Genomic DNA, 12,333 nt, shown 5'->3' on the forward strand with positions numbered 1-12,333 from the left:
CCGCCGCCAGCTTGAACTGAACCCAACCGCGCGGACGGGAACAGGCAGCGTTCGCGGGGGCTGGGGTAGACTCGGCGCATTCAAATATCGCGCCCTGCCTGTGCCCCGACGCTACGATTCCGACGACATCGACGATCTCGACGACGACAACGAGACCGGCCCTGCGCCCTGGCGCCGCCGGTTGATCACCTGGAGCATGGCCGCCGTTGCGCTGGGGCTGGGCTTCCTGATCCCGTATACGGTGTACCTGAACCATCAGGTCACCCAGCGGTTCGGGGAGCTGCGCTGGCAGATCCCCACGCGGGTGTACGCGCGTCCGCTGGTCCTGCTGCCGGGCAAGGCGATGGACGCGGCCACGCTGAAGACCGAACTGGCCGCGTCGGCGTATCGCGATGACGGCGTCGGCGAGGCGCCGGCGACCTACGCGGTGAAGGGCTCGCGCTTCACCATTTCCAGTCGTGGTTACAACGATGTGGACGGGCGCGTGGCGCCGCGACGGGTGGAGCTGACGCTGTCTGGCGGCAGCATCGCCTCGCTGCGTGATGCCGACGGGCGCAAGGCGCTGAAGGCCGCGCGCCTGGATCCGGCCCGCATCGCCACGCTGTACGGGCAGAAGCAGGAAGAGCGCCGCCTGATCCGCATGGAAGAAGCGCCGGACCTGTTGGTCACCGGCCTGCAGGCGGTGGAAGACAAGGACTTCAACCGCCACCATGGCATCGATCTGTCCGGCATCGCCCGCGCGGTGTGGGTGACGGTGCGGTCCGGTGGGCAGAGCCGGCAGGGTGCTTCCACGCTGACCCAGCAGCTGGCACGCAGCGGCCTGCTCGGCATCGGCAAGGAACAGACCCTCACCCGCAAGTTCAACGAAGTGCTGTTCGCGCTGATCATGGAAGCGCGGTATGACAAGCGCACCATTTTCGAGGCCTACCTCAACCAGGTGTATCTGGGGCAGCGCGGCAGCCAGGCCATCCATGGCATGTCCTCGGGCGCCGAATTCTGGTTCGGGCGCGACCTTTCATCGCTGGAAAGTGAACACATCGCGCTGCTGATCGGCCTGGTCAAGGGGCCGTCCTATTACGACCCGCGACGCAATCCGGAGCGCGCACTGGACCGGCGCAATTTCGTACTGGGCAAGCTGCACGAAGCCACGCTGATCGACGATGCGGAGTACCAGCGCGCGGTGAAGGCGCCACTGGGCGTGCCAAAGAATCCCGGCATCGTGGCGGCCAACCGGTTCCCGGCTTATATCGACCTGGTGCGTCGCCAGCTCGGCCACGATTATCCTGAGTCGGTGCTGCAGGGCGCAGGGATGAGCGTGATGAGTGGCATGGCGCCGTCCGCACAGGCTTACGCCGAGGGTGCGGTCACCCGCACGGTGAAATCGCTGGAGAACAAGAAAAGGCCGGAGATCCAGGCCGGCCTTGTATTGACCGACGTGCACAACGGGGACGTGTTGGCCGTTGTGGGTAACCGTGATGTTTCCGCGCCGGGCTTCAACCGGGCCATCGAGGCGCAGCGCCAGGTCGGCTCGCTGCTCAAGCCGTTCGTGTACCTGCTGGCGCTTGCCCAGCCGGATCGCTACTCGCTGGCCAGCTGGGTGGATGATTCACCAGTCACCGTGAACCTCGGGCGCAACCGCAACTGGTCGCCGGGCAACGCGGACAACCGCAGCCACGGCACGGTACGGCTGGTCGATGCGCTGGCCCATTCGTACAACCAGGCCACCGTGCGGGTTGGCATGCAGGTGGGTCCGGAGAGGGTCACCCAGCTCATCCACGTGCTGGCCGGGATAAAGGCCGACCCGAATCCGGCGGTGATCCTGGGCGCGACCGACCAGAGCCCGTATGCGATGGCCCAGCTGTACCAGTTCCTGGCATCCGGTGGTGAGATCCAGCCGCTGCATGCGGTGCGCGGCGTGCTGGACCCGCAGGGCAAACTGCTCAAGCGCTACGACAAGACCCCGGCGCCTGCCCAGGAAGGTGATTCGATTGCTGCCAACCTGATCAGCATCGGCCTGCAGCAGGTGGTGTCCAGCGGCACTGCCCAGCGCCTGAACGCCGATGGCCTGGCGCGCCTGCAGGCGGCCGGCAAGACCGGCACCTCCAATGACGGCCGTGACAGCTGGTATGCCGGCTACACCGGTGACCACTTGGCGGTGGTGTGGATGGGCAACGACCAGAACGAGCAGACCGGCCTGTTCGGCGCCACCGGCGCGATGCGGGTCTGGTCGGGCATCTTCTCGCGCCTGCCGACCGCGCCGCTGCGGGTCAGTGACAAGGGTCTGGACTACCAGTACGTTGAAGCCACCGGAACCGGCGCCACCGATGAGGGCTGTCCCGGCGCACGTCGCTTCCCGTTCGTGGTCGGCTACGCGCCGGCGTACGCGTCCTGTGCCCCGCCTGCCGCGTTGCCGGAAGAAGGCGGCGAGCAGGGCGGCGGCTGGCGCAGCTGGTTCGGCCTGGATCCCAAGCCGGATGCTCCCGCAGAACCTTCGGCGCAGCCAGCGCCTTCGACGTCCCCGAGGTGACCCCATGACATTCCGTACCCTGCGTGTGTCCCTGGTTGCGCTGGCACTGAGTGCCTCGCTGGCGGCCTGTGTCAGCGCGCCGCCGCCGGTGGTGGCACCGGTGGATACCACGACGCCGGCCCAGCGCATGGCCGCCGTCGAGGCCGCCGCAGGCCCCGATGACAAGGAAGTATCGGTGGCGCCGCTGCGCGATCCGCAGGTGGATGATCTGCGCCAGTCTGCGCTGGCACAGCGCCAGGGCGGTGATCTGGATGCCGCCGCAGGTCACCTGGACCAGGCCTTGGGCCTGGTGGCTGAAGATCCGGCGGTACTACAGGAGCGCGCCGAGATCGCGCTGCTGCAGGGCCAGTGGGCCCCGGCCGAACAGTTCGCGCACCAGGCCCTGCAGCTTGGATCGAAAACCGGTCCGCTGTGCCGTCGTCACTGGGCGACGATCGAGCAGGCGCGCCTGGCGCGAGGCGAGAAAGAGAACGCCGTGTCGGCGCACGCGCAGATTGCCAGCTGCACCGTGCCGCCGATCATGCGCTACTGAGGTCGGCGAACGGGTTAGGCCCCCTCGCGGGTGGCTGTTATTTGAAGCCACAGCTGGGAGTGGGCCGGGCGGTGGGGCTGGTCGGGGGACGGCAGAAGCCGCATCCTGCGGGCCTCGTTGAGCGCCATCCATGGCGCTCAACGCCCCCGCCCAGCCCCACCACCCGGCCCCTGACAGTTTCCGGGTGCCGCCATCCGCGCAAGAAAGAGAGAAAAAGCGGTAGCGCCGACCCATGGTCGGCGAGCGCAGCGGGCCGTTGGCGGGAACATGCCGCCGACCATGGGTCGGCGCTACCAAGGCGTCCATGGATCTGCCGAAGGTGGGGCGGGGTGGGTTGGCGGGGGCGTTGAGCGCCATGGATGGCGCGAAACGAGGCCCGCATGGATGCAGTCCTTGCCGTCCCCCGCCAACCCACCCCGTCCCGCCAACACACAGACCCCCAGCTGTTCGCTTCGGCTTCTGCGCTGCCGGGCGCGGCCCGGCGAAAACCCTCCCCACCCGGTATCCTGTCAGCGTTGATGAAGCCTGATCTTGTCCATGCCAGCCGCGAGGCGCTGAGCCAGGGCGGGGCGCTCGCCTCCCACCTGGACGCGTTCGTGCCACGCCCGGCGCAACTGTGCCTGACCGAAGCGATTGCAGAAACGTTGCAGCAGCGCGACCTGCTGCTGGCCGAGGCGGGCACCGGCACCGGCAAGACCTACGCCTACCTGGTGCCGGTTCTGCTGTCGGGGATGAAAACCATCATCTCCACTGGTACCCGCGCGCTGCAGGACCAGCTTTACCATCGTGACCTGCCGCGCGTGCGGCAGGCGCTCGGCGTCGGCCACCGCAGTGCGTTGCTCAAGGGGCGCGCCAATTACCTGTGCCGTTACCGGCTGCAGCAGGCGCGCGGCGAGCCGCGTTTCAGCTCGCCCCAGCAGGCGGCCGAGTTCCAGCGCATCCTGGCCTGGTCCGGGCGTACCCGGCATGGCGACATGGCCGAACTGGATGCATTGGCCGACGACTCTCCGCTGCTGCCGATGGTCACCTCCACGGTGGACAACTGCCTTGGCCCTGACTGCGCCTACTACGATGACTGCTTCGTGGTGCAGGCGCGCCAGCGCGCCCAGGCCGCGGACGTGGTGGTGGTCAACCACCACCTGCTGCTGGCCGACCTGGCCTTGAAGCAGGAAGGCTTCGGCGAGCTGCTGCCAGGGGCGGAGGCGTTCGTCATCGATGAAGCCCACCAGCTGCCTGAGTTGGCGGCACAGTTCTTCGGGGAAGGCTTCGGCATGCGTCCGTGGCAGGAGCTGGCGCGTGACTGCCTGCTGGAAGCGCGCAGTGTGGCCGGTGCGCAGGCCGCCTTGCAGGCGCCGGTTTCGGCGCTGGAGCACGCGTTGATCGACCTGCGTACCGCGATGGACGGCCTGCCATCGCGCGGCACGCAGTGGCGTGCGCTGGCGGTGCCGCAGGTACGCGATGGTTTCGATGCGGCGATGAGTGCACTGCATGCCCTGCTGCAGGGACTGGAAGGCCTGCGCGAAGCCTCCTCCGGGCTGGACGCCTGCCATGCGCGCGCGCGCGAGGCGGTGTCGCGGCTCGGTCGCTGGCTGGGCGATGACGCGCCGCTGCTGGACTTCGATGCCGAGCCGGACCCGGCGGTGGGCGAAGCCGGTGATGTGCTGTGGTACGAACTCACCCCGCGGGGATTCCGCTGCCAGCGCACGCCGATGGACGTGTCCGGTCCACTGCGCGAGCACCGGCAACGCACGCTGGCGGCGTGGATATTCACCTCGGCTACGTTGACCGTGGGCGGTGGCTTCGACCACGTCACCCAACGCCTGGGACTGGATGACCCGCGCACGCTGGTCCAGCCGAGCCCGTTCGACTGGCCAACCCAGGCGCTGTGCTACCTGCCCGAAGGCTTGCCGGATCCGGCTGCGCGCGGGTTCGGTACCGCGCTGATTGCCACTCTGCGGCCGGTGCTGGACGCTTCGCACGGGCGTGCCTTCCTGCTGTTTGCATCGCATCGCGCGCTGCGTGAGGCGGCCGAAGCGCTGCGCGGTGGGCCTTGGCCATTGTTCGTACAGGGCGAGGCGCCGCGTGCGACGCTGCTGCAGCGCTTCCGCGAATCCGGCAACGGCGTGCTGCTGGGATCGGCCAGTTTCCGCGAGGGCGTAGACGTGGTCGGTGATGCGCTGAGCGTGGTGGTCATCGACAAACTGCCCTTCGCCGCACCGGATGATCCGGTGTTCGAGGCGCGCCTGGAGGCAATCCGCACCCAGGGGGGCAACCCGTTCCGCGACGAGCAGCTGCCGCAGGCGGTGATCGCGCTGAAGCAGGGCGTCGGCCGCCTGATCCGCAGCGAGACCGACCGCGGCGTGCTGGTCCTGTGCGACCCGCGACTGCTCAACCGCGGCTACGGCCGGATCTTCCTGGACTCGCTGCCACCGTTCCGGCGCACCCGCGCATTGGCCGATGTACAGGCCTTCTTTGCCCCACAATGGTTGCCGGCGGCGCCTGGGCCTGCTCCTGACGACGTGCCGCCGCCCGGTATGCCGCTCTCCCTGTTCTGAACATTGAAACGATGAAACTGCTCGCCTTTGAATTGTCCACCGAAGCCTGTTCCGTTGCCGTCCACGTGGATGGGCAGGTGCGCGAACGGTTCGAAATCGCGCCACGCCGGCATGCCGAGCTGGCCCTGCCGTGGGCGGAGGAACTGCTCGCCGAGGCCGGCATCGCGCGTTCGCAGCTTGATGCGATCGCCTTGGGCCGCGGTCCTGGCGCGTTCACCGGCGTACGCCTGGCGATCGCGCTGGCGCAGGGCGTTGCACTGGCGCTGGATCGCCCGCTGGTTCCGGTTTCCACGCTGCAGGCACTGGCGATGCGCGCGCCGGCCGACGCCGGCCACGTGCTGGCGGCCATCGATGCGCGGATGGGCGAGGTGTACGTGGCCCGCTACCAGCAGGTCGACGGCTTGCCCCGGCTGCAGGATGCCGAGCGGGTGTGCCCGCCACAGGCGGTGGTGCTGCCCGAGGGAATCCGCTGCGCCGGCGTGGGCACCGGCTTTGCCGCGGCCGAGGGCGCGATCGTCGCGCAGCTGGGTACTGCGTTGAGCAGCGTGGACGCCACGTCCTTGCCGCGTGCTTCGGATGTTCTGGCGATCGCCCTGCCGATGCTGGCGCGCGGCGAAGCGATCGCCCCGGAGCGGGTGGAGCCGGCTTACCTGCGCGACAACGTGGCGTTGACGCTGGTGGAGCAACAGTCGTTGCGGGCGTCCAAGCAGCGCTGAGGTAGCGAACGGGCAAGACCCCCTCGCGGGTGGCTGCTGGTTGCCGCAGCTGGGTTGGGCCGGGCGGTGGGGCTGGTCGGGGGACGGCAGAAGCCGCATCCTGCGGGCCTCGTTTCGCGCCATCCATGGCGCTCAACGCCCCCGCCCAGCCCCACCGCCCGGCCCCTGACAGGTTCCCGGGGGCCGCCAGCCGCGTAATAAAGAAATAGAAAAGCGGTAGCGCCGACCCATGGTCGGCGAAACCCATCAGACCTCATTCCCCCACCATCCGCCGACCATGGGTCGGCGCTACCAGAGCCGCAGGTTCCATGGCCGCCATGGACCTGTCAAAGGTGGGGCGGGGTGGGTTCGAGGGAACGCTCATCCGCATGGATGCGGATGGCGAGCCTACATGGACGTACTTGCGGCGATTCCCACGAACCCACCCCGTCCCGCCCACAACCAGCCCCGCAGCTGTTGACGTTGACGTTGACGTTGACGTTGACGTTGACGTTGCTCGAAAAAAGCAGGCGCCGGGCGCAGCCCGGCACCCCCACACACCCTCAGTCGTCGCGCAGTTCGCCACCGGGCAGGAACGCCCAGGTGCGGGTCACCTGCAGGATGTCCACGTCGTCCTTGGTCTGCGGCAGCGCCGGGAACGGCTGCGCCAGCCGCACCACGCGCAGCGCCGCCTCGTCCAGCAGCGGGGTCCCGCTGGAGCGCAGGATGCGCGCGCTTTCCACGCTGCCATCGCGGCGCACACCCACGGTGATCACCACCTGTCCGCTTAACCGGCGCTGGCGCGCTTCATCGGGATAGTTCAGGTTGCCTACGCGCTCGGCCCGGTCCACCCAGGCGCGCAGGTAATTGGCCCAGGCGTACTCGCGGGTGCTGGCGGAAACGAACTTGCGGTTGGGCCGCTTGGCATACTGCGCCGAACGCAGATGCACCTCGGCGGCGAGCCGGGCCATCTCGGCATCGCGCTGCTCGCGCGCGTCCAGCGGCGCATCCGGGCGCGGCTGTTCGGGCATCGGCTGCTGCTGGGCCCGCACGACCTGCTCTTCGCCATTGCGGCTGCTGACCACCCGCGACTGCGGCGGCGGCGGGGCGGCGGCATCCTGGCGTTGCTGCGGTACCGGGCTGCTGCCGGGCAATGCCTGCGGCACCACGCCGGTCTGGCTCTCGCGCGGGCGCAGCGCCTTGTCGTGCTCGCCGCCGCCGACCTGGCTGGCGGCGGCCAGGAAATCAGCCTGCTTGGGCGTCAGCGCGGTCTGGGTCTGGGTGAAGATCACGTCCAGCGTCGGCACCAGCGGGGCGTCGCCGCGCACCGCGAACCCCACGCCCAGGATCAGCAGGGCGTGCAGGGCGACGGACAGGGCCAGGGTCGCGCCGAGCCGCTGTGATTCGCGGCCGCCGGCACCGGGGGAAACCATCGCGCTCATCGCGGCAGGTCGGCCTCGATGGCATCGAACAGCTGGCCGGCGATGTTCAGGCCGTACTGCGCGTCCAGTTCACGCACGCAGGTCGGGCTGGTCACATTGACCTCGGTGAGGTAATCGCCGATCACGTCCAGGCCGACGAAACGCATGCCACGCCGCTTCATCTCCGGGCCCACCTGGGCTGCGATCCAGCGGTCACGCTCGCTCAGCGGGCGGCCTTCGCCGCGTCCGCCGGCGGCCAGGTTGCCGCGGAATTCATCGCCCTGCGGAATCCGCGCCAAGCAGTAATCCACCGGCACGCCGTCCACCAGCAGGATGCGCTTGTCGCCGGCGGTGATGTCCGGGATGAACTTCTGCGCCAGGGTCAGCTTGCGGTCGCCGTCGGTCAGCGTTTCCAGGATGACGTTGAGGTTTGGATCGCCGGTGCCGCTGCGGAAGATCGAGCGTCCGCCCATGCCGTCCAGCGGCTTCAGCACGGCCTGGCCGTGTTCCAGCACGAAGGCCTTCAGCGCCTTGGCGTCGCGGCTGACCAGGGTGGGCGGGCAGCACTGCGGGAACAGCAGGGCGGCCAGTTTCTCGTTGTAATCGCGCAGTCCCTGCGGATTGTTGACCACCCGTGCGCCGGCCATGGCCGCCACGTCAAGCACCTGGGTGTCGTAAATGAACTCGGCATCCACCGGCGGATCCTTGCGCATCAGCACGACCTGTCCGGGGCCGAACACCGTCTGGCTGAATTCACCCAGGGTGTACCAGTCGGCCGGGTCGTCGCGCACCTGCAGCGGGGCGGTGAGGGCGACGGCGCGGCCGTTGTCCAGGCTCAACCCGCCGGGCTTCACGTAGTGCAATGCGTGGCCTCGGCGCTGCCCTTCCAGCAGCATGGCGAAGGTCGTGTCCTTGGCGATCTTGATATGGGCGATGGGGTCCATCACCACGATGACGTTCAACGGCATGGCGGCACCTGTCAGGCAAGGTGCTGATGGTAGCGGCTCCGCCCGCAGCGTGCCCGCCTGTCTGCGCGCAACGGTGCGTGCGGCCCATGATCCCGGCATCCGGCAACACGGCCGGACGGGCCTCACGCGGGAAAGTCGTCGCCGAACTTGCTGGCGGTCACGCAAGTGCGATATAGATACGCCTTCGCAGCGGCACCGACCGAAGTGCCGCGCATGGGGAACGGTAATGACTGAGAACATGACTGCGGGCGGGGAGCTTGCAGGACTCCGGGTGATGGTCATCGACGATTCGAAGACCATTCGAAGGACGGCGGAAACGCTGCTGAAACGCGAAGGCTGCGAGGTGGTGACCGCCACCGACGGCTTCGAGGCCTTGGCCAAGATCGCAGACCAGCAGCCGCAGATCATCTTCGTGGACATCATGATGCCGCGTCTTGACGGCTATCAGACCTGTGCGCTGATCAAGGGCAACCAGCTGTTCAAGTCCACGCCGGTGATCATGCTGTCGTCCAAGGATGGTCTGTTCGACAAGGCGCGCGGGCGCATCGTCGGCTCGGAGCAGTACCTGACCAAGCCTTTCACGCGCGAAGAACTGCTGGGTGCCATCCGCACATACGTCAACGCCTGACCAGGGGGGAAAGGCAAAATGGCTCGTATCGTCCTGATCGAGGATTCACCGACCGACCGTGCGGTGTTCAGCCAATGGCTGCGCAAGGCAGGGCATGAAGTCGAAGAGGCAGACAACGCCGAAGCCGGGCTGGAGCTGGTTCGCAGCCAGCTGCCGCAGCTGGTGCTGATGGACGTCGTGCTGCCGGGCATGAGTGGCTTCCAGGCCACCCGCGCACTGGCCCGCGACGCGGCCACCAAGCACATCCCGGTGATCATCGTCAGCACCAAGGCGATGGAAACCGACAAGGCCTGGGGCCTGCGCCAGGGCGCGGCCGATTACATCGTCAAGCCGCCGCGCGAGGAAGACCTGATCGCGCGGATCAACGAGCTGGTGTCCTGATGCGCTCTCCCTTCGACATCCTCGAAGCGTATGAGCGCCGCAGCCTGGCCCATGCGGTGCAGCTGCCGGAACGCCAGTTCGCCCAGGACCTGTGGCGTGGCGTGGGGTACCGCGTCGGCCATCGCCGGCTGGTCTCGGACTTCCGCGAAGTGGTGGAAATCGTGCCGATGCCACCGGTGACGCCGGTGCCATGCGCGCAGCCGTGGCTGCTGGGCGTGGGCAACCTGCGCGGCAACCTGTTCCCGGTGATCGACCTGAAACTGTTCCTGGAAGGCGCGCGCACGGTGCAGCAGGAAGGCCAGCGCGTGCTGGTGATGCGCCAGGCCGGAGGCGATGTGGCACTGACCATCGACGAACTTTACGGCCAGCGTAGTTTCGAGCTGGACCAGGAAGTGGCGGCCGGTGGACTGGCCGAGGGGCGCTACGCTCACTTCGTCGAACGCGCCTTCCATGCCGACGACCACGACTGGGGCGTTTTCTCGCTCTCGCTGCTGTCGCGCACTCCCGAATTCCGGCAAGCCGCGGCCTGAACGCTGGCTTCCGTTCCTGCATTGCATTGAACATCGAGGTTGAACGATGAGTACTGCTTCCGATTCCAGCAAGGCGGCCAAGGTGCGCCTGGGTGGCACCAACGCGTGGTTGATCCTGCTGCTGCTGGCAATGGCGCTGTTCGGCCTGAACACCGGCGTGGCCACCTGGCAGGGCAGCCGCCTGGCCGACGCCAGCACCAAGGCCGCCGACCTGCAGGTGCTGTCGCAGCAGCTGGCCAACCAGGGACGAGAAGCAGTGGCCGGCAACGCGCAGGCCTTCACCGCGTTCAAGGCCACCCGCACCGCGATCGACGAGAACGTGGCCACCCTGCAGGGCCGCTACGGCGCCGAACCGGGCGTGTCCGCCCCGATCGGCAAGCTGGTCGCGACCTGGCAGCCGTTGGCCAAGAGTGCCGCCCAGCTGGTGTCCAGTGAGCCGGCGGTGCTGACCCTGGCCGGCAACGCGAACAACTTCACCGGTGCCGTGCCGGGCCTGCAGGCCCAGTTGAACGAAGTGGTGCGCGCGATGAGTGCCTCCGGTGCACCGTCGGCGCAGATCTACAGCGCGCTGCAGCAGGTCGTGGTCGCCGGCACGATGGCGCGCCGGGTCACTGAAATCCGCGCCGGTGGCTCTGGTGCCGCCGGCGCCGGCGATGCACTGGCCCGCGACATCACCGTGTTCAGCCAGGTGCTGGACGGCCTGCGCAACGGTAACGAAGACATGGGCATCGCCGCGGTACGTGGCGCCGCCGCGCTGGCCGCGCTGGAGCAGTCCCAGCAGCAGTGGACGGCGATGAAGACCGACGCCGACGCGATCCTGGCCAGCTCACGCCAGCTGTTCGCCGCGCAGGCCGCGGCCGCCAGCCTGACCGCCGGTTCGTCGGACATGCTGGCCGACAGCAAGGGCCTGTTCAACGCGTTCTCTTCCTTCGGCTCGGCCAGCGATACGCGGCTGTTCCCCAACTTCTGGATCGGCGTGGTGTCCGGCGCGCTGTCGCTGATCGCGATCATCGGCTTCGTCAGCACTTCGGTGCGCGGACGTTCGCGCGAGCAGGAACTGCGTTACCAGACGCAGGTGGAATTCAACAGCCGTAACCAGCAGGCCATCATGCGGCTGCTGGATGAAATCAGCTCGCTCGGTGAGGGCGACCTGACGGTGAAAGCGTCGGTGACCGAAGACATGACCGGCGCCATCGCAGACGCCATCAACTACGCCGTCGACGAGCTGCGCCACCTGGTGACCACCATCAACGACACCTCGGCCAAGGTCGCCGTGTCCACCCAGGAAACCCAGGCCACCGCGATGCAGCTGGCCGAAGCGGCAGGCCACCAGGCCAACCAGATCACCACCGCCTCGGACCGCATCGGCGAGATCGCGGCAAGCATTGAACAGGTGTCGCGTAACTCCTCCGAGTCTGCTGAAGTGGCGCAGCGCTCGGTGGTCATCGCTGCAGAAGGTGCCGGCGTGGTGCGCGAAACCATCCAGGGCATGGACCAGATCCGCGACCAGATCCAGGAAACGTCCAAGCGCATCAAGCGACTGGGTGAGTCCTCGCAGGAAATCGGCTCGATCGTGGAACTGATCAACGACATTTCCGAGCAGACCAACATCCTGGCGTTGAACGCGGCGGTGCAGGCCGCTTCGGCAGGCGAAGCCGGTCGCGGTTTTGCCGTGGTGGCCGACGAAGTGCAGCGCCTGGCAGAACGCACCTCCGGCGCGACGCGACGCATCGAAGGCCTGGTGCAGGCCATCCAGGCCGATACCAACGAAGCAGTCACCTCGATGGAGCAGACCACCGCCGAGGTGGTGTCCGGTGCACGCCTGGCCGAGGACGCCGGCACCGCGCTGACCGAGATCGAGCGCGTGTCCAACGCCCTCAACAACCTCATCAAGAACATCTCCGTGGCCGCCCAGCAGCAGTCCTCGGCCGCGTCGGACATCACCCATACCATGGGCGTGATCCGGCAGATCACCGGCCAGACCTCGCAGGGTGCGGGGCAGACCGCCGAATCGATCGGCCACCTGGCACAGCTGGCCGCCGACCTTCGCCGCTCGGTCGCCGACTTCAAGCTGCCGGCGTAAGCCGGCAGTACGG

General features: G+C 68.0%; 10 protein-coding genes. 8 read left to right on the forward strand and 2 right to left on the reverse strand.

Translation table 11 applies throughout. The features are described from left to right. Positions 1–100 precede the first annotated feature (100 nt). From mrcB to tsaB, 4 genes are all read left to right on the forward strand, one after another. The gene (gene mrcB, locus SOM47_RS08290; RefSeq protein WP_320505299.1) at positions 101–2,527 is read left to right on the forward strand and encodes a penicillin-binding protein 1B; all 2,427 of its coding nucleotides are present in this window, start codon (positions 101–103) and stop codon (positions 2,525–2,527) included. A gap of 4 nt (positions 2,528–2,531) precedes the next feature. After that, positions 2,532–3,059: a hypothetical protein gene (locus SOM47_RS08295; RefSeq protein WP_042615217.1), complete on the forward strand. Its 528-nt coding sequence runs from the start codon at positions 2,532–2,534 to the stop codon at positions 3,057–3,059. 518 nt (positions 3,060–3,577) lie between these two features. Then, positions 3,578–5,614 (forward strand): DNA repair helicase YoaA, encoded by a 2,037-nt coding sequence (gene yoaA, locus SOM47_RS08300; protein ID WP_320505300.1) that lies wholly within the window; start codon positions 3,578–3,580, stop codon positions 5,612–5,614. 11 nt (positions 5,615–5,625) lie between these two features. After that, positions 5,626–6,330, forward strand: a complete 705-nt coding sequence (tsaB, locus tag SOM47_RS08305; RefSeq protein ID WP_320505301.1) for a tRNA (adenosine(37)-N6)-threonylcarbamoyltransferase complex dimerization subunit type 1 TsaB — start codon at positions 5,626–5,628, stop codon at positions 6,328–6,330. 542 nt (positions 6,331–6,872) lie between these two features. Here tsaB and SOM47_RS08310 read toward each other — a convergent pair. Both SOM47_RS08310 and gshB read right to left on the reverse strand, forming a co-directional pair. Then, positions 6,873–7,751, reverse strand: coding sequence for an energy transducer TonB (locus SOM47_RS08310; RefSeq protein ID WP_320505302.1), 879 nt, complete (start codon positions 7,749–7,751; stop codon positions 6,873–6,875). Further along, on the reverse strand, positions 7,748–8,698 hold the full coding sequence (gene gshB, locus SOM47_RS08315) for a glutathione synthase (RefSeq protein WP_320505303.1): 951 nt from the start codon (positions 8,696–8,698) through the stop codon (positions 7,748–7,750). The genes SOM47_RS08310 and gshB overlap by 4 nt, the downstream gene beginning before the upstream one ends. 226 nt (positions 8,699–8,924) lie before the next feature. Between gshB and pilG the strand changes: the two genes are divergently transcribed. The 4 genes from pilG to SOM47_RS08335 are packed head-to-tail and all read left to right on the forward strand — an operon-like array spanning position 8,925 to position 12,320. Further along, positions 8,925–9,326 carry a twitching motility response regulator PilG gene (gene pilG / locus SOM47_RS08320; protein WP_042614342.1) on the forward strand — a complete coding sequence of 134 codons (402 nt, stop codon included), beginning with the start codon at positions 8,925–8,927 and terminating at the stop codon, positions 9,324–9,326. Between the two features lie 18 nt (positions 9,327–9,344). Further along, entirely contained in the window at positions 9,345–9,707 is a 363-nt protein-coding gene (locus SOM47_RS08325) for a response regulator (protein WP_057508185.1), read from the forward strand. Beyond that, the gene (locus SOM47_RS08330; protein ID WP_042614340.1) at positions 9,707–10,237 is read left to right on the forward strand and encodes a chemotaxis protein CheW; all 531 of its coding nucleotides are present in this window, start codon (positions 9,707–9,709) and stop codon (positions 10,235–10,237) included. Before SOM47_RS08325 ends, SOM47_RS08330 begins: the two co-directional genes overlap by 1 nt. Positions 10,238–10,283: 46 nt before the next feature. Continuing rightward, positions 10,284–12,320 (forward strand): methyl-accepting chemotaxis protein, encoded by a 2,037-nt coding sequence (locus tag SOM47_RS08335; RefSeq protein ID WP_192084017.1) that lies wholly within the window; start codon positions 10,284–10,286, stop codon positions 12,318–12,320. Positions 12,321–12,333: the final 13 nt, after the last annotated feature.

The organism is Stenotrophomonas sp. CFBP8980, assembly GCF_034046095.1.
Taxonomy (GTDB): domain Bacteria; phylum Pseudomonadota; class Gammaproteobacteria; order Xanthomonadales; family Xanthomonadaceae; genus Stenotrophomonas; species Stenotrophomonas lacuserhaii.

Excerpts from the sequence above, each read along its gene's own strand:
- SOM47_RS08295 (WP_042615217.1), top strand. The coding sequence starts at position 2,532 with ATGACATTCCGTACCCTGCGTGTGTCCCTGGTTGCGCTGGCACTGAGT.
- yoaA (WP_320505300.1), top strand. The coding sequence starts at position 3,578 with ATGAAGCCTGATCTTGTCCATGCCAGCCGCGAGGCGCTGAGCCAGGGC.
- tsaB (WP_320505301.1), top strand. The coding sequence starts at position 5,626 with ATGAAACTGCTCGCCTTTGAATTGTCCACCGAAGCCTGTTCCGTTGCC.
- SOM47_RS08310 (WP_320505302.1), bottom strand. The coding sequence starts at position 7,751 with ATGAGCGCGATGGTTTCCCCCGGTGCCGGCGGCCGCGAATCACAGCGG.
- gshB (WP_320505303.1), bottom strand. The coding sequence starts at position 8,698 with ATGCCGTTGAACGTCATCGTGGTGATGGACCCCATCGCCCATATCAAG.
- pilG (WP_042614342.1), top strand. The coding sequence starts at position 8,925 with ATGACTGAGAACATGACTGCGGGCGGGGAGCTTGCAGGACTCCGGGTG.
- SOM47_RS08325 (WP_057508185.1), top strand. The coding sequence starts at position 9,345 with ATGGCTCGTATCGTCCTGATCGAGGATTCACCGACCGACCGTGCGGTG.
- SOM47_RS08330 (WP_042614340.1), top strand. The coding sequence starts at position 9,707 with ATGCGCTCTCCCTTCGACATCCTCGAAGCGTATGAGCGCCGCAGCCTG.
- SOM47_RS08335 (WP_192084017.1), top strand. The coding sequence starts at position 10,284 with ATGAGTACTGCTTCCGATTCCAGCAAGGCGGCCAAGGTGCGCCTGGGT.